Origin of the sequence: Empedobacter falsenii, from assembly GCF_013488205.1 — a bacterium.
GTDB lineage: Bacteria > Bacteroidota > Bacteroidia > Flavobacteriales > Weeksellaceae > Empedobacter > Empedobacter falsenii_C.
On the sequence record NZ_CP040908.1, the window covers coordinates 2,319,652 to 2,343,876 of the forward strand.

Annotated in this window: 21 protein-coding genes; 10 read left to right on the forward strand and 11 right to left on the reverse strand. The window is 31.2% G+C overall.

Annotation, left to right across the window (positions count from 1 at the left end):
- The first annotated feature begins 95 nt into the window (after positions 1-95).
- Entirely contained in the window at positions 96-785 is a 690-nt protein-coding gene (locus FH779_RS10785) for a zinc metallopeptidase (RefSeq protein ID WP_115001061.1), read from the forward strand.
- A gap of 70 nt (positions 786-855) precedes the next feature.
- Here the strand turns inward: FH779_RS10785 and FH779_RS10790 are convergent, their stop codons facing one another.
- The 5 genes from FH779_RS10790 to FH779_RS10810 all read right to left on the reverse strand — a co-directional run bounded on the left by FH779_RS10790 (position 856) and on the right by FH779_RS10810 (position 7,236).
- On the reverse strand, positions 856-2,631 hold the full coding sequence (locus tag FH779_RS10790; RefSeq protein ID WP_180904685.1) for an AMP-dependent synthetase/ligase: 1,776 nt from the start codon (positions 2,629-2,631) through the stop codon (positions 856-858).
- Between the two features lie 121 nt (positions 2,632-2,752).
- Positions 2,753-2,989, reverse strand: coding sequence for a hypothetical protein (locus FH779_RS10795; RefSeq protein ID WP_038336082.1), 237 nt, complete (start codon positions 2,987-2,989; stop codon positions 2,753-2,755).
- A gap of 1 nt (position 2,990) precedes the next feature.
- Positions 2,991-4,442, reverse strand: coding sequence for an MATE family efflux transporter (locus tag FH779_RS10800; RefSeq protein ID WP_180904686.1), 1,452 nt, complete (start codon positions 4,440-4,442; stop codon positions 2,991-2,993).
- A 149-nt stretch (positions 4,443-4,591) separates the two neighbouring features.
- Entirely contained in the window at positions 4,592-6,751 is a 2,160-nt protein-coding gene (locus FH779_RS10805) for a carbohydrate-binding domain-containing protein (protein ID WP_180904687.1), read from the reverse strand.
- Positions 6,748-7,236 carry a T9SS type A sorting domain-containing protein gene (locus FH779_RS10810; RefSeq protein WP_180904688.1) on the reverse strand — a complete coding sequence of 163 codons (489 nt, stop codon included), beginning with the start codon at positions 7,234-7,236 and terminating at the stop codon, positions 6,748-6,750. Before FH779_RS10810 ends, FH779_RS10805 begins: the two co-directional genes overlap by 4 nt.
- Before the next feature lie 191 nt (positions 7,237-7,427).
- On the opposite strand from FH779_RS10810, the gene FH779_RS10815 reads away from it, so the two are divergent.
- From FH779_RS10815 to FH779_RS10825, 3 genes are all read left to right on the forward strand, one after another.
- The gene (locus tag FH779_RS10815) at positions 7,428-8,393 is read left to right on the forward strand and encodes an NAD(P)H-dependent flavin oxidoreductase (protein WP_180904689.1); all 966 of its coding nucleotides are present in this window, start codon (positions 7,428-7,430) and stop codon (positions 8,391-8,393) included.
- 8 nt (positions 8,394-8,401) lie between these two features.
- Complete coding sequence (locus FH779_RS10820; protein ID WP_180904690.1) at positions 8,402-9,271, forward strand: acyl-CoA thioesterase; 870 nt, start codon at positions 8,402-8,404, stop codon at positions 9,269-9,271.
- A gap of 84 nt (positions 9,272-9,355) precedes the next feature.
- Entirely contained in the window at positions 9,356-9,619 is a 264-nt protein-coding gene (locus tag FH779_RS10825) for a hypothetical protein (RefSeq protein ID WP_180904691.1), read from the forward strand.
- On the opposite strand, the gene FH779_RS10830 is transcribed toward FH779_RS10825, so the two are convergent.
- The 4 genes from FH779_RS10830 to FH779_RS10845 form a co-directional block, all read right to left on the reverse strand.
- Entirely contained in the window at positions 9,613-11,199 is a 1,587-nt protein-coding gene (locus FH779_RS10830) for an efflux MFS transporter permease (RefSeq protein ID WP_180904692.1), read from the reverse strand. The two genes, FH779_RS10825 and FH779_RS10830, sit on opposite strands and share 7 nt — an antisense overlap.
- A gap of 493 nt (positions 11,200-11,692) precedes the next feature.
- A complete protein-coding gene (locus FH779_RS10835; protein ID WP_180904693.1) occupies positions 11,693-13,255 on the reverse strand; it encodes an efflux MFS transporter permease in 1,563 nt (520 codons plus the stop codon).
- 4 nt (positions 13,256-13,259) lie between these two features.
- Positions 13,260-14,306, reverse strand: a complete 1,047-nt coding sequence (locus FH779_RS10840) for an HlyD family secretion protein (RefSeq protein WP_180904694.1) — start codon at positions 14,304-14,306, stop codon at positions 13,260-13,262.
- A 2-nt stretch (positions 14,307-14,308) separates the two neighbouring features.
- The gene (locus tag FH779_RS10845; protein WP_244957949.1) at positions 14,309-15,640 is read right to left on the reverse strand and encodes a TolC family protein; all 1,332 of its coding nucleotides are present in this window, start codon (positions 15,638-15,640) and stop codon (positions 14,309-14,311) included.
- Positions 15,641-15,801: 161 nt separating this feature from the next.
- Here FH779_RS10845 and FH779_RS10850 point away from each other — a divergent pair, with 161 nt between their 5' ends.
- The 3 genes from FH779_RS10850 to FH779_RS10860 all read left to right on the forward strand — a co-directional run bounded on the left by FH779_RS10850 (position 15,802) and on the right by FH779_RS10860 (position 17,793).
- Positions 15,802-16,614: an AraC family transcriptional regulator gene (locus FH779_RS10850; protein WP_180904695.1), complete on the forward strand. Its 813-nt coding sequence runs from the start codon at positions 15,802-15,804 to the stop codon at positions 16,612-16,614.
- A gap of 15 nt (positions 16,615-16,629) precedes the next feature.
- A complete protein-coding gene (locus FH779_RS10855; RefSeq protein ID WP_180904696.1) occupies positions 16,630-17,157 on the forward strand; it encodes an NADPH-dependent FMN reductase in 528 nt (175 codons plus the stop codon).
- A 90-nt stretch (positions 17,158-17,247) separates the two neighbouring features.
- The gene (locus tag FH779_RS10860; RefSeq protein WP_180904697.1) at positions 17,248-17,793 is read left to right on the forward strand and encodes an NADPH-dependent FMN reductase; all 546 of its coding nucleotides are present in this window, start codon (positions 17,248-17,250) and stop codon (positions 17,791-17,793) included.
- A gap of 61 nt (positions 17,794-17,854) precedes the next feature.
- Here the strand turns inward: FH779_RS10860 and FH779_RS10865 are convergent, their stop codons facing one another.
- Entirely contained in the window at positions 17,855-18,271 is a 417-nt protein-coding gene (locus FH779_RS10865) for an OsmC family protein (protein WP_038336062.1), read from the reverse strand.
- 124 nt (positions 18,272-18,395) lie between these two features.
- Here FH779_RS10865 and FH779_RS10870 point away from each other — a divergent pair, with 124 nt between their 5' ends.
- Both FH779_RS10870 and FH779_RS10875 read left to right on the forward strand, forming a co-directional pair.
- On the forward strand, positions 18,396-18,773 hold the full coding sequence (locus tag FH779_RS10870) for a VOC family protein (RefSeq protein WP_180904698.1): 378 nt from the start codon (positions 18,396-18,398) through the stop codon (positions 18,771-18,773).
- 17 nt (positions 18,774-18,790) lie between these two features.
- The gene (locus FH779_RS10875; RefSeq protein WP_180904699.1) at positions 18,791-19,258 is read left to right on the forward strand and encodes a DUF6265 family protein; all 468 of its coding nucleotides are present in this window, start codon (positions 18,791-18,793) and stop codon (positions 19,256-19,258) included.
- Here FH779_RS10875 and FH779_RS10880 read toward each other — a convergent pair whose 3' ends face one another.
- Positions 19,259-20,452, reverse strand: coding sequence for a Pycsar system effector family protein (locus tag FH779_RS10880; RefSeq protein WP_180904700.1), 1,194 nt, complete (start codon positions 20,450-20,452; stop codon positions 19,259-19,261). It lies immediately after the preceding gene.
- Positions 20,453-20,476: 24 nt separating this feature from the next.
- Here FH779_RS10880 and FH779_RS10885 point away from each other — a divergent pair, with 24 nt between their 5' ends.
- Positions 20,477-24,199, forward strand: coding sequence for a metallophosphoesterase (locus FH779_RS10885; protein WP_180904701.1), 3,723 nt, complete (start codon positions 20,477-20,479; stop codon positions 24,197-24,199).
- The last annotated feature ends 26 nt before the right edge of the window (positions 24,200-24,225 follow it).

A 24,225-nucleotide genomic window follows, 5' to 3' on the forward strand; every position in this document is an offset into this window, starting at 1 on the left:
AACTTTTCTGCTATTTTTGTCTCTATTCACTTATTGGAATACTTTTTGAATTTTGAATGAATATTAAAATTGATTAAAAAATAAAATAGAAATAGATGACAGGTTATTACATTATTATTGGACTGTTTATGTTGATTAGTTGGTTTGTTAGCAACCGACTTCAAAGTAAATTTAAGTATTATTCGAAAGTACATTTGGCAAATGGAATGTCTGGAAAAGAGATAGCTGAGAAAATGCTTTCTGACAATAACATTCACGATGTACGTGTTATATCTACTCCAGGACAATTAACAGATCATTACAATCCTGCTGATAAAACGGTAAACTTATCGGAAGTTGTTTACCACGAACGAAATGCGGCAGCGGCGGCTGTTGCAGCGCACGAATGTGGACATGCAGTACAACATGCGGTTGGTTATAATATGTTGCAATTACGCTCGAAAATGGTTCCGATGGTAAATGTAGCATCTCGCTTAAATCAATGGATTTTGATGTTAGGATTAATCGTGATGGCTTCATCTAAAAATGCAACTTTGTTATGGATTGGTATTTTCTTATTTGCAGTAACAACCGTTTTTGCTTTTGTTACTTTACCAGTTGAATACGATGCTTCTAACCGTGCATTAGCTTGGTTAAAAGGAAACAATATGGTGATGCCAAACGAATATGAAGGTGCAAAAGATTCATTAAAATGGGCTGCAAGAACTTATGTAGTCGCAGCGATTGGTTCGTTAGCTCAACTACTTTATTTTGTCATGATGGCAATGGGCGGACGACGAGATTAAAACTTGATTATTATAGAATTAAAAAATCCTTTCAAAAATTTTTGAAAGGATTTTTTAATTGTTTTTTTATTTACTTTTTATCGTATAATTTATTGTATAAATCTTGATATTTAGCTAGCACATTTTTACGTTTCAATTTTAATGTTGGCGTTAATAATCCATCATCAATTGTCCATTCATCAGGTGTTAATTCGAACTTTTTGATTTGTTCCCAATGTCCCAAACCTTTATTCATTTTTTCAATTTCTCGACCAATAACATCTAAAATTGCAGGTTCTTTAATCAAATCTGCATTCGTTGCAGGTTCAGCAATTCCTTTGATACGTAAATAATCTTTCAACACTTGGAAATTAGGTTGAATAATCGCACAAGGCATTTTCTCTCCTTCTCCAACAACCATTACTTGCTCGATAAAACGAGATTGTTTGAATTTATTTTCGATAATTTGCGGCGCGATATATTTACCTCCAGAAGTTTTGAACATCTCTTTTTTACGATCAGTAATTTTAAGTAAACCTCTTTCAAGAACTCCAATATCACCCGTTTTGAAATAACCATCTGGCGTAAATGCTTCAGCAGTTTTTTCAGGATCTTTGTAGTAACCTTGTGTAACGTTAGGACCTTTGACTAAAATCTCTCCGTCTTCTGCAATTTTAACCTCTATTCCTTTTAGTGGAGCACCAACAGTTCCAATTCCGAAACCGTCTTTCTTCATACAATTCACCGAAATTACTGGAGAAGTTTCCGTCAAACCATAACCTTCTAAAATAGGAATTCCAGCACCCCAGAAAATATGATTCAAACGTGCTGCTAAAGGCGCAGAACCCGAAACCATACATACTAAATTACCACCAACACCTTCTTTCCATTTACTGAAAACCAAACTTTTTGCGATAGAATGTTTCAACCCAAATAATCCACCTTTTGGATTGTAAGGATCGTAATCTTCAACAAGGCTTAAAGCCCACATAAAAATTTTCGTTTTAAGACCTCCTGCAGAAGCACCTGTATTGTAAATTTTATCATAAACTTTTTCTACTAATCGTGGTACAACCGTCATTACATGCGGTTTCACCTCTTTCATATTATCTCCTAATTTATCGATGCTTTCTGCATACCAAATTCCGATGCTCAAATGTTGATACAAATAAATCAACATACGTTCGAAAACGTGATTAATCGGAAGAAAACTCAATGCAATTGCATGATTTGGAAAATCTGGAATACGATCAACGGACATTAAAACATCAGAAACGATATTTTCGTGCGTTAATACAACACCTTTCGGACGACCTGTTGTTCCTGAAGTATAAATCAAAGTCGCCATATCAGATGGTTTTATCATCTCTTTGATACTATCTACTTCATGTTGCGTTGAATTATCTTCACCCAAATCTAAAATCTCTTTATAATTTGGAACTCCAGCAATTTCATCAAAACTATAAATCCCAACCAATGTTGACACTTTATCTTTTACAGCTACAACTGTATCATATAAACCTTTATCAGAAACAATGATAAATTTACATTCAGCATTGTTTAAGATATAATCAAAATCGTCTTCGGAAAGTGTTGGATATAACGGAACGGAAATCGCGCCAACTTGCTGAATACCGATATCACAGATGTTCCATTCGGTACGATTAGTTGAAGTAACTATTGCAATTTTATCTTGTGGCTTGATTCCTAATTGTAATAATCCTCGACTAAATGCATTTGCTTTGCCAACGTATTCTTGCGTAGATGTTTTCACCCAAGTTCCGTTCACTTTAGACACCAATGCATCTTCTCGAGGATTATTTTCTAATTGATTTTGTGGAAAATCAAATAATCTTTTTATTTCCATGGTTTTGAATAATTTTCTTAGTTGCAAAATACTAATAAAAAAATTATAATGCAAGCATATAAAATTATTTTAGTGTAAATCTTACACTAATAAAAACATAGAAATTTTATTTATTTAAGACTTATTCTTCGTCATCTAACAAAGACATTTCTTGATCATAAAAATCTAAAGCGTCTTCGATTAAATTAGCAATTTCAGTATTAAATTCTTCGTTATCTTCTTCTTCAGAAATATCTTCAAACCACTCGATATCGTCAGTTTCAACGTCTAATAAAAAACGAGGATAATCTGTATGTAAAATAAAGATTTTGTCTGGCATTGTTGAGTTATCAGCCAATAAAAATTTTGGTAATTCCATTTTATATGTTTTTTAATTTATCTTCTAAAATTATTTCTGCATTAGGATTTTCCCTAATCATTTTCTTCGTTTGACGATTGTAACGAATCATCAAAAATATTGCCGAAGCCGTTAAACCAGTTCCTAAACCAATCCACATTCCAAACGCGCGCATTTCGAAAACAATTGCTAATACTACACCAATCGGAATTGCGATTAACCAATATGATATAAATGTTAGAATTGAAGGAATTTTGACATCGGTCATTCCTCTCAAAGCACCTAATAATACCAATTGTACGCCATCAGACATTTGGAAAAGTGAGGCAATGATTAATAATGATGCAGCTAAGTTGATAACATCTGGATTATCTAAATAAATTGTTGGTAATTGATAACGGAAAATAATGAATAAAATTCCGCACAAAATCATAAATGATAATACCATTAAAATACAAGACCAACCTGCTTCTCTTAAAGTTTTGTAATCTTTTAAACCTAATTGATTTCCGATACGAACCGTTGCTGCAACTCCAATTCCTGTACACATCATAAAAGTTGTGGAAGCTAAATTTATCGCAATTTGATGCGCTGCTAAATTTACTTTTGCTAATTCTTGATCTGCGATAGAATTTGTAAATGTATAACCGCAAACAAAGGCTGCCAAAGAGAATGCACTCATTTCGAAGAAAGATGTTAATGCGGTTGGAATTCCAATTCCAGCAATTTTTCTAAAAATTACTTTCTGGAAATTACTTGCTTTAAATTGAACTTCTTGTAAAACAGATTTCGTTTTCTTGAAATTAAATAAAACTATAATCAAGAAAATCATCATTACTGAACGTGCAACGAATGTTCCCCAAGCTGCACCAGCGACTTCTAAACGTGGGAATCCCCAGTTTCCATAAATCCAACCATAGTTTAACGTAATATTGACAACGTTACTTAAAATTGTCGCAATTGTAACGGGAATCGTTAATGATAAACCTTCTGATAATTGACGAAATGTTTGAAAAATCATCAATGGAATCATCGAAAATGTCATAATAGTTAGATACGGAATACATTTTTCTACCACATCAGCGGGTTGTCCCATGTAGAACATCAGCGGTTTTAGGAATGTAATCAATAAGAATAAACCGATTGATAAAGTAATATTCAAGACCAAACTGTGCGAAAAATAATTTGCAGCCATTTTTTTATCGCCTTTCGAATCTTCTGCCGCAATCAATGGTGACAGCGCAAAACTAAATCCAAAAGCAAATACTAAAACTGCAAAAAACAATGAATTTCCTAAAGAAGCTGCTGCTAGAGCTGTTTTACCCAAAACCTCATCTTCTATATTATCATATTTCCCACCTAAACCACCAACCATAATGTTATCAATAATGTTGACAGAAATTTGTCCCATTTGAGTAATCATTACAGGAAATGCTAATTTGATATTACGCCTTAAATGCTCTTTTAATTCCAATTTATTTTCTATTTACGATTGCAAAGATACAGCAAAGGTTTTGCTTCTACATTTAGAAATTGTGATGTAATTTAAAATTAATCAATAAAAAAAGATCAAAATAAAATTTTGATCTTTTTTCTATATCAGTATATTTCATTTAAATCGTTTTACAACGAAACAGTTGTCAACATAGTGCTAACCGTAAATGATTTTATTGTGCTTCCTTCAGTCACTGTTCCTCCCACAATATACCCACTTAGAGATTCTGTTCCTCCAGAAACTGAAGCCCCTTTACTAATCGTGTAATTTCCGTTTAAAATTAAAGGATCTGTGATTAAAATAGTAACTGAATTACCATTTCCATTAGAAGAAAAAGCAGGAACTCTATATGTTAAAATTCGCGTTCCAGTAGAACTTTTTAGATTAATGATTGTTGATATATTATTGGTTAAAGTTGTTGTGATTTTTATTGATCGCTGCGTACTTACATTCGTAGTAGGATTACTCGTTGCTCCACCTGTTCCTATTATTGTACCTCCAGTTATTTTGAATGTATTATTATCACAATCAAAACCTTCTTCTGGTGATCTAGCTCCGTTTGAAACTGTAAACCCTCCATTTATAGTAAGCGTTCCATTACTATCAATCCCATCATTTCCTCTTGCTTTCACCCATGTATTTCCTCCATTAATTATTATAGCTGTAGCTGCATTAATTGCATCATCATAGGTTTCAATATTAATTATTCCATCATTAATTGTAAGAACTGCTTTACTTTCCAAGCCTTCTCCTCCATCTGCATTTTGTGTTCCTTTTATTGTTATCGTTCCACTATTAACAGTTAAATTACCATCTGCTTTTACGGCTTTAGGATTTGCATAATCTGCATTATTACCAGATCCTGATACAAGAAATCTTTCCCCAGATGTTGTAATATTTAGATTTAACAAAGAATTATCTTTATTCAACTCTCCTATTGTAATATTACCATCAGCCGAAATTCCTTTTCCTCCATTACCAGTACTTGTAATTGTAATATTTCCTCCATTAAGATAAATATTAGTATCAGCTGTTATAGCAGTAGAAGCATAAGAATCTTTTATTCCGCTTTCATTTACATAAACGGCACCAGTCGCAGCAGTTTTAATGTTTATTGAACCTCCATTAATGATAATTTCTCCATCAGCAGAAATTCCTTTTCCTCCTTGAGAAGCAGCGGTTAGCGTGAAATCATACGTTCCTGAATTAATGGTAATATTTTTGTCTGATTTTAATACTGTTCCATACGATGGATCATATCCACTTCCAATTGCTTCAAGAATTACTTTACTACTTATAGATGCTGTAATATTTGCATCTGATATATTAATATTTTGATTCGATTTTATACCTTTTGAAGCCGCGCCTGAAACTGTTAAAACAATTGTCCCACCTGAAATATCAACATCTGCTGCTCCATTTTTTATTGCTTTTACATCATCTGAAGTCGAAACAATATCAATATTTCCGTTAGAAATAGTTATTTTTCCATCTCCTGCATCAATTCCGTCACTTAAAGAATTTACTTTCAGATTTCCATCAATCATTGTAAAGCCTTCAGAATGTAATCCATCGCTAACAGCAGTTTCAACAACAATATTTCCATTATTTACAGTAATCAAAGAACTCGAATTTATTCCATGCTTTTTATATCCTTTGATTGTTAAATTTCCTGTATTTTCAAAAATAAGCGCTCCATTACTTGTCACTACACCAGAATTACTTCCTCCAGTTCCATCTATTAAAGTATTTTTAGAATTTTGTTTTACATCAATAGTTGTTGTTTTCTTTCCACTAATCGAGACTGCAGCTCCGTTTGGATTTGTTAAATTCAAATTATTAAATACTAATTTTGAAGACAAATCAGTATTAAGCGAAAAAGATCCATTTGATGATGTTCCTATTAAATTATAAACCAAGTTTGTAATTCCAGCAATAGAAATCGCTGAAACCGTTCCTCCATTTACAAAAATCACAACGCCTTTATCACTATAGGGATTAATAATTGTTGCATTTTCTAATCCATTATAAATCACAAAAATTTCTCTTTCATTTATAGGATTAGTATCAAAGGAAATACTATCAATAAATGATTTCTGAATTTCAAAAGTTGATGCAATTGAAGATTCTTTGATATTAACAAATTGATTCGTTAATTTTATACTATCAACTTTAGTAATTTCGGATTTGTAAATAGTATTTCCTGCATAATGAACATTTATATTATGCTGAGCTTTTACTCCAAATGGAATCAAAGCAAGAATAAAAATCAGTAAAAAACTTCTCATTTCTTTATTAATTTTAAAGTTGAACCATTCACTTTTATAAAATAAATCCCAGGTAATAAATTTGATACATTTATATCTTCATTTTTTTTGTAGACTTTAGATAAGACTAATTGCCCCACCGAATTATAAATATTTAACGTAGATTTTGCTTCTTTAGAAGAAATTTTAAAATAATTAGTTGCAGGATTTGGATAAATGATGATTTGTTCTCTATTCTGCTTAATATCTTCTACTGCTAGAGAATTTTTAAACGTAATCTTCGAAATAATTGAAACTGGAATATTAATTTCAGTACTTTCAAGTGATGTTTTAATGATTAAATTATCATTTGAAAAAAATAATTTTCCAGAATCTTCAACAGCATATTGTTGCTGGGTTCCTGTATAGTAATTGATAACTATATTTGTTTGTGCGCAAGCATTATAACTTACAAACAAAAAAATCGCAAACAAGAACCTAATTAGAAATTTGTTATTTAGTTTCATATATAGTGTTTTATCAAAACTAAAATTTCAATTATTCATTTCTAAATTTAATCGGTAAACCGTTAAAATTTGTCGGTAAATATTTTTTTATAAAAGAACGTTAAATTCATTTTTTCTATTAAAAACTTCTAGATTTTCATTCTAAATTATCCTTATATTGCATCCTATACCACATCAAAAAAAATTTTAGTATGACCCTACAAGAATTTAAAAATAGTTTAGATTTACCTTTAATCACTTCTCCTATGTTTCTTGTTTCTCGAACTGAATTAGTTGTAGAAGCATGTAAAAATGGAGTATGCGGAACTTTTCCTTCTTTGAATGGAAGAACTGCCGAAGATTTCGAACAAATGTTAATTGATATCACTTTTCAATTAAAACAATTTGAAAAAGAAACAGGTAAAAAAGCAGCTCCATTTGGAGTGAATTTAATCGTTAACAAAACAAATCCTCGTCTCGAAGGTGATTTAGCTTTATGTGCAAAATATAAAGTACCGCTTATTATTACGTCACTTGGTGCTGTAAAACAAGTTGTAGATGCAGTTCATAGTTATGGAGGTTTGGTTTTTCATGATGTGATCAAAAAACGTCATGCAGAAAAAGCTGCCGAAGCTGGTGTAGACGGAATTATTGCTGTAGCTTCTGGTGCTGGTGGACATGCTGGTACGGCTAATCCTTTTGCTTTGATTGATGACATTCGTACTTTTTATGATGGTTGTTTAATTTTAGCAGGTGCGATGAACAACGGAAATGATATCTTAGCAGCCGAAAATATGGGTGCTGATTTTGCATACATCGGAACTCGTTTTATTGCGACAAAAGAAGCGTCTGCTGATCAAGATTATAAAACAATGTTAGTCGATTCTACTTTCGAAGATGTGATTTATACAGATGGAATTTCTGGTGTAAATGCAAATTTCTTGAAACCAAGTATTATTCATTCTGGAATTGATTTAGACGAAAAGAAAGAAGAAGATTTTTCGAAATTAATTGGAGGAGATGGACATAAAGCATGGAAAGACATTTGGTCTGCTGGACACGGAGTTTCTGGAATTCATGATATTATTTCAACCGAAGAATTAATCAATCGAATGAAAAATGAATATAAATGTGCATTAGAACAAAATGTGCAGAAATTAAATAATTTGAAATTTTAAACTTAATAATGAAAACTACTCAAGAACTCATCGAATTAATTTCTCTCAAAAAACTAGAAGAAAATTTATTCGAAGGGAAAAGTTCTTTTATGGGAAGTCCAAATGTTTTTGGAGGTCAAGTTGTAAGCCAAGCTTTACACGCGGCGTATCAAACTGTTCCTACAGATCGTTTTTGTCATTCCCTTCACTCCTACTTTATTTTACCTGGACATTTAGAAAAACCTATCTATTTTGAAGTAGCAAATCTTCGTGATGGAGGAAGTTTTAGTACGCGTGTTGTTACAGCAAAGCAAGACAGTGTGCCTATTTTTGTAATGGCTTGTTCATTTCAGTTAAAGCAAGAAGGTTACGAACATCAAGAAGAAATGCCTGTTGTAACACCTCCAGAAGAATTAATGAGCTGGAATGATGTAGCAGAGCAATTTGGTTCGGTTTTACCAAAATCAATTATGCGATTTGTCTTAGCAGAACGTCCATTAGATTTCAAACCTGTTGAATTTGTCAATCCTTTTGATAAAAAAGATTATCCTAATTTCAGTAATGTTTGGTTAACTTTTAATGATGCTCCAGAGGGGTTACCTTTACCTATTATTCAGCAATTAATTGCTTATAGCTCTGATTACAATTTGTTATCAACAGCGATAAAACCACATGCTTCTAAAGCTCATTTTGGAAATACGCAAATGGCAAGTTTAGATCATTCGATTTGGTTTCACAGAGAACCAAATTTGCATGATTGGATATTAGTTAATGTTGAATCTCCAAGTGCAAATGACACAAGAGGTTTTACAAGAGGAAATTTATTCAATCGTTCTGGTGAACTAATTTGTAGTGTTGCACAAGAAGGTTTAATCAGACCAATCATTAAAGATAAATAACGAAAAAAGCTAACCAATTGGTTAGCTTTTTTATTTAAATCTATTTTTTAATTTGATTTTACTATCTTTAATAAAACAATTAAAATGAACAAAGAAAAATCTTTGAGCGAATTATCATTAGAAGAATTAAATGAAAAAAGAAAAAAAGTTAACAAACTAAATCTTAGCATTCAAATCCCATTATTACTTATAGCAGTCATTCTATTAATTCTGAAAATGACAAACAAATATGATATCAATGTAACATTCGTTATTTTATTATCATGTTCTGTAACTTTTATTCCTCTTATAACAGATTTAGCGAAAATAAACGCAGAAATAAATACTAGAAAAAAAGAGAATCAATGACTCTCTTTTCTCTTTTTCCTAAGATGTAAAACGTTTTTGATTGGATTATAAATCATAATAAAAACCATCATTACAATTCCGAAATAAAATAAAGTTCTAAAAATTTGAATATCTGCAATCAACAAGGCTTGGTTATACAATTGAGATTTCAGATTACTTGCTGTCAAACTGATAGATTCATTTACTAAATGAGTTGTATTGTGTTTATTGAATAGATTATTCCATTGTTCTTGAAAAATCGTATTGGTAATATCTAAATTTTTCGTCATCAAAAATTGATGTTTAGTCGTCAAGAAAAGAATTGCATTTTGCATAATCGAAAAACTAATTGTCGACGACCAATAACGCATTGCAACTGCTGCTTGCATGGTATTCATAGAAAAATTAGCATGTACAGAACATACCATATATTGCAAAATTGGCGCAAACAACATTCCTTGTCCCATTCCTTCCATCAACAATGGCGGAATAACTGCATTCGGACGAGTATCTGGAACCAAAATGTAACTAAACCACAACATAGCAAACGTTAAACAAAAAAAACCTCCAAAAAACACATACTTATATTGCGTTTGAAATTGTGTAATGATGTAATAAGCAAACAATGCTCCGATATAAATTCCGGCACAATTATAATATTGTATTTGCAAAACAAACTCCCAATTCCATTTCCAAACAACATTCATAACTTGATAAATGTTACTCATACTCGATTTGAAAATATAAAATGTAAAAAACAACAACATACCTACAATAACTCTTTCGGAACGAAGAATCTCGAAATGAAAAATCGGTTTTTTAGACGTTAATTGTTGCAAAATAAATAAGCCTGAAAAAATAAACATTGCAGCAAACGCAATAACGATATAAAGCGATTCGAACCAATAATATCTTTTACCATAAATCAATAAAAAAGCTCCTGCTATTAATGACATCATCATCAAAAAATAACCCGCCAAATTTAACTGATACAATGGTTTTTTGGGATACAATCTACCATGACTAAAGAGAAAAACATAAATCAATAATGATAAAACATGAAAAAAGATGACAGTATAAATCACCATATTGAAATTATAATTTTCGATGGCAAATTTTACAATAGAAGTCGTGTATTTATCAGCCGTCATCATAAATCCATACAAAAAAGTATTTCCTAATAATCGTCCATATTCGCCTTTTATACGCGACATAATTAGCGGAACAATAATACATCCTTCGAGATAAGATGTTGTCCCTTGTATCACACGAAGTAAATAAATCAATTGCGTATTTGTTGTCAACGAAATTATTAACATTAATACAATATTGATAATAGTCATAGACAATAAATAAGAACGAATATTAAAGAACTGAAAAAGCCGTTCGTTAATAAAAAGTCCACAAACAATTGTAGCGTAAGCCAAAGAAAAAATGAATTGTAAATCGTCTACATCAACATCTAGAAATGAAGCTGTAAATATACTATTCATATTGAAAAGTGAGAGAATCATCACATGCGGAATCAACGCGGCAATGAGAATTGGAAGCACCAATTTTTCTGGTATCCATTTCTTGAAAATGGGATGTTGATTGTGCATTGAGTTATTTATTCAATTTTACAATCAAGTTCAAAACATTCATTCGAAAGTTTGTCTAATTAAAAATATTTTATTGATTTCGTGATTATCTTACCTAAAAAGTAAAAAAAGGAAGCTGCCTGAGAAAAGTCAAAAGGCTAAAATGTGATTCTGAATAATAAATCGTTAAAATACGATGATTCATTTTTATAAAAATATAAAAAATTTAAAATCAATAAAATACAACTAACATTTATTAAAACAATTAATCATTTTTCGTTTGATTTATTTTGATGGCAAAAGTAAGTGCTAGCGCATAAAAACAAGTTGATTATTTGAGAATAAAATTTGTTCATTTAAGCCATTTTCAAATTTAAAAAACTTTAAAACACCTCCTTTTTACAAGATAATTTTGATAAAACATTCATTTTTAAAATTTGTCATAAAAAAAACGTACTTGATTCTATTAAATCAAATACGTCAATTAAATAAAAAATAATTTATAAAACTTATTTTAAGGATGTAAAAGTCTATTTTTTATCGGTTGATAAAGAATGACAAAAATCGCTACGATAATTCCCACAACAAACAATGTTCGGAAAATCTCAATATTACTAACCAACAAATCTTGGTTATACAATTTTGCTTTTAAGGCTGCAGCAGTAATACTTTCTGCTTCGTTTGGAAGATGATTCGCAATATTTTTATTGAACAAATTATTCCATTGTTGTTGAAAAATCGGACTCGTTTTGTCTAAATTTTTGGTCATCAAAAATTGATGTTTAGTCGTCAAATATAAAATTGCATTTTGCATTAACGAAAAACCAATTGTTGTAGTCCAAAAACGAATAGCCGTACCTGCTTGTGCCGCACTACCAGTAATAGAAGGATGTACAGAACCTGTAATATACAACACCAATGGCGTAAAAATAACACCTTGTGCAATTCCTTCTAACATCAGCGTTGGCGCTATTGCCTCGACTTTTGCGTCTGGATAAAACAAATAACTAAACCACAACATGCTCATGGCTAAAAGTACAAATCCAAGAAAAAATATTTTTCTAAAATCGACTCTATTCTTAACCATAAAAAATGAAAACACAACACCAATGATAGAACCAGCTACATTAAAATATTGAATCTGCAACACATATTCCCATTGCCATTTCCAAACTGTTGACATAACTTGGTAAATATTGCTCATTCCAGCACGCAAAGTATAGAAAACAAAAAACATTAATATTCCTAAAATGACACGTTCTGATTTGAAAATCTCAAAATGGAACAAAGGTCGTTTGGCTGTTTTTTGATGCAATAAAAATAAACCACTAAAAACAAGTGTTGATGCAAATGCTATGATAATAATTGGTGATTCGAACCAATAATATTTTTTTCCATAAATAAAGAAAAATGCACCAGAAATTAGAGAAATAATCATCAAAAAAATTCCGCCTAAATTTAATTGATACAATGGTTTTTTAGGAAACATTCTGTTGTGATTAAAGAAAAATACATAAATGATTAATGCAACAACATGAAAACTCATAATCGTATACACCATCATATTGTGGTTATAATTCTCAATCGCAAACTTCACGATAGAAGTCGTGAATTTATCACCTGTTAACATTACGCCGTACAAAAACGAATAAGCAATCAATTTTGAATGTTCACTTTTAATATTCGACATAATGATTGGCAACAAAATACAACCTTCGAAAAGCGATAAAGGTCCTTGAATAAAACGCAGAATCAAAATCAATTCTGTATTTGTCGTTAATGTCATTCCAAACAACACCAAAATATTGAGCATGGTCATTGTTAGCAGATAACTTCTGATATTGAAAAAGTGAAAAAATCGAACGTGAATAAATAAGCCACAGACAATAGTGGCATACGCCATCGAAAAAAGGAACTGCAAATCGTCAACCTCCAAATCCAAAAATGATGCTGTAAACGTACTATTCATGTTGAATATCGTCAAAATCATCAAGTGTGGAAATAGCGCAAGGATAAAAATTGGCACAACCAATTTTTGCGGAACCCATTTATTGAATATTGAATTTTGTTGTGACATTTATTTAATTTACTTTTTCTGCGGAAACATTTACATTCATTCCGGCACGTAATTTTTCGTTATTTTTAGACTCTTTCAGAATTATTTTCACAGGAAAACGTTGTTCAATTTTCACGAAGTTCCCTGTTGCATTATCAGGTTTAATCAAAGCAAACTCAGACCCAGAAGCTGGCGAAAGAGATTCAATTTTTCCTTCAAACTCAATGTTTTTGTAGGCATCAGCTTTTATAATAACTGGTTGATCCAAATCGATTTCTCCAATTTGCGTTTCTTTAAAATTTGCAACAATCCATTTCTCTTTCGAAACTACTTGCACCAAGGCCTGCCCTTCTTTTATTAACTGACCTTCTTGTATATTTTTTGTTCCAACCCAACCATCGTAAGGTGCTACAACATAGGTATATGAGAGAATAAGTTTAGCATCGTTCAATTGGGCTTTTCGTTGTAAAATTTGAGTTTTTGCAGGCGCAACTTTTGTTTGTTCTGCAGACGCACTAACATTCACGGCATTACGTTGTTGTTCCAAAGCACTCAAACTTGCTTTTGCTTGTTTATATTTCGCTTCAACTTCTTCAAACTGTTGCACGGTTGCAGCATCTTCTTGCACTAAATTTTTGAAACGATTATAATCTTTTTCAGTTCTCCAAACCTCTATTTTAGCAGCTTCTATATTTGCATTAACAATATTAACATCACTTGATTTTGTATCTACCGCTTTTTCATATGTTAAAACAGATTGCGAAGTCGATTCTAAATTTGCTTCTGCAATATCAATCTGGTTCTGAAATTCTCTATTGTCAATCACAACAAGCGTATCACCTTTGTGTACAAATTGATTTTCTTCGAAATTTACTTTTTTGATAAAACCAGAAACTTTACTCGAAACTGGCGTAATATATTGTCGCACTTGCGCGTCATTTGTATTGACATGTGAACTCGAAAAGAAATAAAACCAAGCTACTGCAGTGATTCCTATGATAATAAAAATCCAAGCAATCGCAGAAAGCGTTCTATTCATTCGTTTTTCTCCTTTTGTCTGTTGTTTTCCCATTTTTATAAGTTTCCTAAAATGTATTGTAATTGATAGTATTTTAATTGTTTGTTAATTTGCAATGAAATCAAATTCGATTGAGCTTCTAAATAAGCGTTATCCGCATCGATAAGTTCTGTAATCAAACTCAATTTGTTGACATATTTTGTTCTAACAATTCGATAATTTTCTTTGGCTTGACCAATTGCATCTTCCGCAATTTTTATTTTATCGATCGATTCTTCTAATCGTTTATTCGCTGCAAAAACATCATGTCGAATTTGTTCTTCTTGCTCTTCTATTTCTAATTTTGCAATTGAAATGTTACGATCTGCGATTTGCATTTTTTGTTTATTCTTGAAAAAATTACTCAACGGAATCGAAACATTTACACCAACAGAACCAAATCTGTACAAATATTCTTCTGGTGGAAAAAACATAAAGTTTGGATAATTATATCCATATTCCGCTCCAGCAGTTATTTTTGGTAATGTATTAGCTTTGGTAATTTTCTTATCAATTTCTTTCAAATTCAAATCATCTTTCGCAATTTTCAAGCTTTCACTTTGATCTATTGCTTCCAAAATCATTTCATCAACCAAACCCAAATGCTCTTCATTTGTAAACAAATCATTGGTGTCAATATGCATTTCTTGATTTTCTGGTAAGGCTAAAATTGTTTTGATTTGATGTTCAATAATCGAAATTTCATTCGCCAATTCTGTAAAAGACATTTTATGATTTGACAATTGCAATTCTGTTCTCAAGACTTCGTTGTAGGTTACCAAACCATTTTTTTTCAAGGATTCTGTTTGTTTAATCACAACCGAATCTTCTCTCATTTTATCTGAAATTAACTTTTGTTGTTCTTGCAAATGCAACGCTTGTAAATAAGCTGTGATGATTTGCATTCTCAATTCTCGTTCATCTTTTCGAACTTGCAGTTTCGAAATATTAGTTTCTATTTCAGATTTTTTCTCATCATTTTTTAATTTACCACCTAAATAAATTGGAATTTCTGCCGAAAGTGTAAAATCGTATTTCACTCGAGGAACAGCATATTTTGTAGAAGGTTTTAGAAAACCGTCTTCATATTGGCGTAAATTACTCAAAACATGAAAACCAGTATGAAAGTCTACATCTGGCAATTTCTCATTTTTAAGATCTTTCTCTTTTAATTCAGCAATATTAGTTTTTAAAGCGCTAATTTGTAATTTTTTATTATTTTGAAGTCCAATTTCAATTGCTTTGCTTAATTTCAGTTGGTTATAGTCTATTTCATTTTGAGCATAACTCAACCCACTCAGCATTAACAACAATGTAAGCAACTGATATTTAACGAATTTAAATATCATTTTGTATTATTTATAAGTCTGTTATTGATTTTTAGTGATGCAAAGTTACATTCAAAACACCTTTACCCTCTTGATAAAAAAAGAAAATAATTTGCTCATTTACGCCAAAATAAAGTAATTTGCAAAAGCAAAAATATTTCACTTTATAAAAGTATAAAACAATGTTGTTTGATCAGTTTTTTTTTAACGAAGTTGACAAATCTAAAGTCCATTTTTACATACAACATGCACATTTAGATACGATAGGAACGCGCGTACATGAACACAAAAAAGCACAATTATTATATGCAGAAGGCGGAATTGTACATGTTTTTGTAAACGACAAACATTGGTATTTGCCTGCGCGTTGTTTTATGTGGATTCCTGCAAATACGCCACATTCTATCTTAACGAATAGTAAAACAGGCGATTTGTATAACTTTTATTTCAAGACCGAAAAAGAAGAAAACGATTTTTATTCGATTACAAATATTTATTACACGAATGAGTTGTTAAGGGAAATGATTTTGTACACCAAAAATTGGAGTGGATCAATTTCGGAAAAAGATCCTGCAAAATATGATTTTGTAAAAGCCATACGATCTATTCTACCCGAAATGGAATCGAACAAATTACCTGCTTTTATTCAGCATCCATTTCCAAAAGATCAGAAACTGATTGATATTGCTCGATTTCTGATGAAAAATATCGAGAAAAACTATACAATAGATGAAGTTGCGCAACAATTTGGTTTGAGCACGCGAACATTATCTCGAAAATTCAAAGATAATATGGGAATGAATTATGTCCGTTTTCTACGTGCATTACGTATCACAAAATCATTGGAATTGATTGCAGAAAACAAATATAATATGTACGAAATTGCAATGTTAGTTGGGTATAATTCGTTGTCTTCTTTCAGTAATATTTTTCAGAAAGTTTCGGGAATTCGACCAACGGAATATGCGCAATTATTACACACAAAAAAACAATAACTTAAGATAAAAACTATGATTATTAAAGCTTTTGCTGGTAGTAACAGCTCTACTTCTATCAACAAACAATTGGTAACTTATGCTACTTCATTTTTAGATGAATTTGAAATTGAAATTTTAGATTTAAACAATTATAATATTCCAACTTTTGACATCGATATTGAAAAAAGAGAAGGCTTTTCTGATGAAATAAAACGTTTTTATCAAACTTTGATTGATACAGATGTTTTATTGATTTCTTTAGCGGAGCACAATGCAAATGTAACCGCGGTTTTCAAAAGTTATATGGATTGGTGTTCTCGCATCAATCATAAATTTTTGGAAGGAAAGAAAATATTTGTCATGAGTACTTCTCCAGGAAGTTATGGCGCTAAAAATGCACTAGAAAGTGGATCTAAATTATTGGTAAAATTAGGTGGAGAATTAATCGAAAATTATTCATTACCAAAGTTTAAAGACAATTTCCAGAACGGAAAAATTATAAATGAAGAATTTGATGCTGAATTATTCGCTAAAATAAATGAGTTTAGAAAAAAAATATAAGTTTTTATCTTTTCCTAACATAGGTCAATAAAATTTATCGTTGCTTGCAATAACTTTGCTTCATCAAAAATAAAATAACTCAATTAGAATATGAAAATTTTAGCTTTCGCTGGTAGTAACAGCAAAAAATCAATCAATAAAGAATTATTAAATTATACTTTAAATCAAATCGAAAATGCAGAAATCGATTTAGTTGACATCAATGATTTCGAGATGCCTATCTACTCTATTGACCGTCAATTAGAAAATGGATTTCCACAAGAAGCACAAGATTTCTACAACAAAATCAAAGATGCAGAAGGTGTTGTAATTTCTTTGGCAGAGCATAATGGAAACTTTTCTGTCGCGTTAAAAAACATTTTGGATTGGGTTTCTCGTATTGAAATGCCATATTTGAAAGATAAAAAAGTATTGTTATTAAGTACATCTCCAGGTGCTTACGGAGGTGGAAATGTAATGGAAGTTGCGACAAAATATTTTGGAATGTTTGCAAGTGGAGAAATTGTAGCAAGCACGACTTTCCCATCTTTCAACGATAATTTCCGAAATAGTGAAATTGTAAATGAAGAATTAAAAAATAAAGTATTAGCGCAAGTTAATATCTTTCAAGATGCTTTAACTGCTGTTGAAGCTTAATTGAAAATGTATGTATTGAAAAAAGGTCTTTCGAACGAAAGACCTTTTTTTTGTTATCAATTTAATTCACATTTATCTCGTAGGTGATATCAATCCCGCCATTTGCAAGCATATCATGTACACTACAATACTTCTTAACCGCTAATTCAGCAGCTTTATTTGCTTTATCTAAATCAATATTTCCTTTTAAGAAAAATTTGATGTGAATATTCGTGAAAATATTTGGAATTTCATCTCTACGTTGACCTTCAACTTCAACTTTAATATCTTCAATTTCTTGGCGTTGTTTCTTCAAAATCTCATTCAAATCAAAAACACTACAACTTCCCAAAGCAATCAAAACTAACTCCATCGGGCGAACTCCTTTTCCTTCTCCTCCAATAGATTCTGGTCCATCAATATTTACTTTTACTGAAGAACTTGGTGCTGTCGCTTCATAGTGAGAAGCCTGATTTACTCTATTTAATTCAATTTTCATCTTATTTCTTTTAAAGTATAAAAATAATCATTCTCAAAAGATTTATTCTAATATTTGATTGAATAATGATTTTCTGAATAAATTTTCACTAAATTTAAATTCAATTATAGAAAATTTACCACAGATGAATAGCATTGTATATTTTGAAATTCAAGCAAATGATCCACAGAAATGCATGACATTTTATGAAAATGTTTTCGGATGGAGTTTTTTAAAACAAGAAGGTTTACCGCTCGAATATTATCGTATCAATACATCTGGAATGGAGGGAGGAATGTTTAAGCGCCCTGCCGAAACACCTCCTCTAAATTGTGGTACAAATGCTTTTACATGTACCATGGAAGTAGAAAATTTTGATAAAACTGCTCAAAAAATCCTGGAAAACGGAGGAATAATAGCTATGCCAAAATTTGCAATTCCTGGAATGTGTTGGCAAGGTTATTTTTTGGATACAGATAACAATGTTTTTGGAATTTTTGAAGTTGATAGGCACGCGAAATAAAACTGAAACACACCAATATGAAACAATTTACTTTTCTAATTTTATTTATTTTTTCGCTGAATTCTTGCGAATCAACTAAAACTTCTGCTGATAAACCAAGTTTTGATTTTTTGGTTGGAGAATGGATTAGGACGAATGAAAAACCTGATCGAAAAACGTATGAAAACTGGAAAAAAGTTGATAAAAACACTTTTTTAGGTTGTGGTTTTACTATCAAAAATAATGATACAATTTCGCAGGAACATCTTACTATCACAAAGATTGATGATAAATGGATATTGAAAGTTAACTTGGACAAAACTAAAAATGAGACAACTGATTTTGATTTGATCAATTCTGATAGAAATTCATTTACATTAGAAAATCTAGAGAATGATTTTCCTAAACTTATCAAATATTGGAAAGTTGGAAATCAGTTAAAAGCTGAGATTAGTAATGATGAATCAAGTAAAATTGCGTTCGATTTCGAAAAAGTAAAGAAATAATTAAGCAACATTTGTGATCATCGCGTAAGCAAACGTTAGAACGGATAAAATTGTTCCGATCATAAAAATTGTGTACGTGATGCTTAACAAACGATATTTTCTTTCCAAAACTTTTCCTAAATAATACAAATCTCTTGTCATAGAATTATATAAATAATCGCGGTCTTTCATAAGTTCTTGCATCGCTTCTTCGTAGGCATCAAGCGACATTTGATAAAAATTTCCGAAGAAAAGTAAATTCACTTTTTTGTTTTTTACATCTTCTTCGTTAAAACTTTCGTACGTTACATTTGGTTTAGTTGCTAAAATTGCAAAAATAATTGAAACAACGCTTGATAAAAGCATTACAATTGAAGGTAAAAGTAAATATTCATTCTTTGGACTTCCTAATTTTGGAACCAAAGTAGAAAGTGCAATCGAAATCACGATAGCATTTACAGACAATAAGATATTGGCTTTACTATCCGCAATATCGCTTAAACGAGTATGATTATTTAACGTCACACGAAAAAGTGTATCAACTCCACGTTCTGGTTGCTGAATTTTATCGTTTTTCTTTTTCTTAATTTCATACTTATTAGGAATATCACCAATCAACTCTATCTCTTTGATTTTGTTTTGTGTATAAATTAAGTTTTCTTCTTTTCCTTTTTGCCAATGTTTTTTTGCGGCATCTGTATAAAAATGATGAACATTTAGAAAGAAATTTCTATTTTCTAGATGCCATTCGTAGTCCGAAAATTCTTTGTGACAAATTTTGGCAATTTCATCACGTAACAACTCAGAAATCTTAGGATATTCGGTTTGTCCTAAATGATAGTTATCTGCATCTTTTACAATTGCTTCACCTATATTTTTCGGAACACTATTTAATGTTGTGATTAAAATATAATCTTGGACTTCGTTGATGTAATTTTCGTCGAAATTATGCTCGCTCAAATACTGTTTTGCAATATTTGCACTTTCTTTTTCATGACCTTGCACGGTTTTTGTATATCCCGTATCATGAAACCAACCAGCAATTAATAATTTTTCTCGTAAATCTGTAGATATTTGCTCTTCGGTAGACAACGTTTTTATAGCTTCTACAACTTTTACAGTATGCATAAAATTATGATACGTAAAATCTAAAGAAAGATTATCTTTGAACAGATTGAAAACATAGTTTTCTATATCTAATAACAATTGGTTCATCACAAGTTTTTAACGCTTAAATGTATGAAATTATTACCAACACTGAACAACAAAAAATTGAATTATCCTTTTTTGGCTTTAGTAGGTTCTTGCCTTTATATGACATCTTGCGCTACGCAACATCCTCAATATGGGAGAAACATTAAGACAGAAAAAGTACAAAATGTAGAAGGAAATAAAATACAATCTATCTATTTAATTGGCGATGCAGGAGATCTTGATCAACCAAAAAATAAACAAAATTTAGAAATTTTAAAGAATCAATTAGCGAAAGCTGACTCTTCTTCTTACCTTTTCTTTTTAGGTGATAATGTTTACGAAAATGGAATTGTAACAGATTCTACAAAAGCTGAATATACAACAAGTAGAGAAAAACTTCAATTTCAGATTGATTTAGCGAAAGAATTTAAAGGAAAAACTCTTTTTATTCCAGGAAATCATGATTGGCGGAATGGTGTAAAAGGATTAAAAGAACAAGAAAAATTAGTCAAAAAACAATTGGGTAATAAAAAATCTTTTTTACCAAAAGATGCGTGTCCAATTGATAAAATAAATGTAAATGATAGCATCGGAATTATTGCGATAGATTCTGAATGGTATTTGCAAGATTGGGACAAACATCCTGGTCTGAATGAAAAATGTGATATCAAATCGCGCGAAGCTTTCTTCGAAGAACTAGAATCGCAATTGAACAAATATCAAAACAGAACAACTGTTATCACGATGCATCATCCGTTATATTCGAACGGAACACATGGTGGACAATTTGATTTCAAAAAACAGTTTTATCCATTAGGAGATAATTTCAAAGTTCCATTACCTGTAATTGGATCTTTTATCAATTTACTAAGAAGTACAACAGGTCTTAGCCCTCAAGACGTTAATAATTTCAAATACAGAGAGATGGCTTCTCGTATTGCAACGCTTATCGAAAATAGAAATAATGTAATTGTTGTTTCTGGACACGATCACAACTTGCAATACATTCAGCAAAACAATGTCAAACAAATTATCAGTGGTTCTGGTTCTAAAAAAGAATCGGCAAAAGCGGTTGGTAAAAACGATTTTTCTTACGGAGATAATGGTTTTGTTGTCTTAGATTTGTATGATAATGGTGCTTCTAAAGCTAATTTCTATGGTTTTAAAGACGGTGGAATCGAATTATTATTAGCAAAACAAATTACAGAAAAGAAAAAGGAATATTTGGCTCAAGTTTATGATGACAAAAAAATGCCGAAAACGAAAGAAACAAGTGTATATCCATTAGAAGATACACGTAAATCTGATCCGTATAAATTCTTTTTTGGTCGCCATTATCGTCGAACATATGGTCAAACAATTACTGCTAATACCGTTAATTTAAGTCAGCTAAATGGAGGTTTAACCCCTGTTAGAATGGGCGGTGGACATCAAACGCAAAGTTTACGATTGGTGAATGCGAAAGGTGAAGAATACAATATGCGATCGGTGAAGAAAAGTGCCACGCAATTCATTCAGCAAGTTGCATTTAAAAATAAATATGTTGCAGATGAGTTTGAAGATTCGTTCACAGAAAAATTTTTGATGGATTTCTATACAACCAATCATCCATATTATCCACTAACAGTTGCTAATTTGATGAAACCGATCAATATTATGCATTCTACGCCAAAATTATATTATGTTCCGAAACAAGAAGCCTTGAAAGAATATAATGAGAATTTTGGTGATGAATTATACATGATAGAAGAGCGACCAATGTCTGGATATCAAGATGGTGTTTTCGGAAAACCAAAAGATATTGTTAGTACAGATGATATGTTGGCTGCAATTCACAAAAACAAAGATGTTGTTGTAGATAAACAAGCCTACATTCGTGCACGACTTTTTGATATGTTAGTTGGTGATTGGGATCGACATTCTGATCAATGGCGTTGGGGCGTTTACAAAGAAAATAATCAAACTATTTACAAACCAATTCCACGTGATAGAGACCAAGCATTTCCACGTTATGACGGACTTTTCTTTCATTTGATTATGAAAATTCCTCCGCTTAGACATATGCAAGATTACAAAGATGATATCAAAAATGTAAAATGGTTCAACAGAGAGCCTTACCCGTTGGATTTAGCCATTTTAGAATCATCCGATCTTGATTTATGGAAAAAAGAAGCAAAATATATTCAAGATAATTTGAGTGATGATTTTATCAAACAATCATTTGAATTAATTCCTGAAGAAACAAAACAAGAATATGATCAAGAAGTCATTAATAATCTTATTGCTCGAAAATCTAAATTAGAAAAATTCGCTGAAGAATATAATAAAGTTCTTCGCAAATTAGTCATTCTGAAAGGAACAGATGAAGATGAAGATTTTGTGATAACTCGTTTACCAAAAGGAAAAACAAATGTAAAAATCTATTCAGGACAAAATCGAACTTTAATTCTTGATGAAGATTTTGATAAAAAAGAAACGAAAGAAATTCGTTTATACGGATTAAACGGAAAAGATAAATTCAAGGTTGAAGGAAAGCCAAATAATGCTATTTTAGTTCGTATTATTGGTGGAATAGATGACGATATGTACGAAGTAAAACGTTCTGCAAAAATAAAAGTATATGATTACGCAAACGGAAGTGATGCATCGGAATCTACTTTTTTGACGTCGAAAAATTTTGTCAACGATTACGAGGTTAATACATACGATTACAAACAACCGATGTATAATTTCTTTACGATGTTACCTAATATCGGCTACAATCCTGATGATGGAATAAAAATTGGTTTATCGCCAACCTACACTGTCAACGGTTTTGATCGTAAACCATATTCGCAACGTCACAATTTGCAATTAAGTTATTATTTTGCGACAGGCGGTTGGGATGCAAAATACAAAGGAACCTTTACAAAAGCTTTGGGCAAATGGAATTTAGACCTTAATGCTGCTTACACGAGTCCAACTTATAGTACAAATTTCTTTGGCTTAGGAAACGAAACCGTGAATAATCAAGAAGAAATTGGAATGGATTATAACCGTGTTCGATTAGAAAGTTATAGTATTGGACCATCTATTTTCAAGATTATGAATAACAATGGGCGTTTAGATTTTTCTGCGATTTATAGTTACAAAAAGATTGAAGAGAATAAAGATCGTATCGTCGAAGATTTACCATCAATTAATAGAGACGTTTTCAAAGGACAACATTTCGGAGAAATTGGAGCCAAATATTTGTTCAAAAATTACGATAACGAATCATTACCAAAATTAGGTATGACATTTTTAGCTAATGCTAAATGGATTTCTAACTTGACAGATTTTGAACGTAATCATTTTTACACAGAACTTAATTTAGGTTTTACGCATAAAATTTCTGCAAATGGAAGATTAACAGTTGCTTCTATGCTAAAAGGTAAAGCAGTTTGGGGTAATTTTATGGAATTCTACCAAATGGCTAATTTAGGTGGAGATCAAGATTTACGTGGTTATCGATTAGGTCGTTTTGCTGGAGACAAAGTTTTCTTACAAACATCTGATTTACGATTTGATGCTTTACGTTTCAAAGCCGTTGTTCCATTGCGATTAGGCGTTTTTGTTGGAGCTGATTATGGACGAGTTTGGTTAAACGGAGAAGACTCAAATAAATGGCATTCATCTATGGGTGGCGGACTTTGGATAAACGGAGCACAATCTATTACCGCAACAGTTTCATACTTTAAAGGTGAAGATCCAGGGCGAATCGTTTTTGGATTGAATTTCGGATTTTAACATATAAAAAAATAACCTTCAAAAAT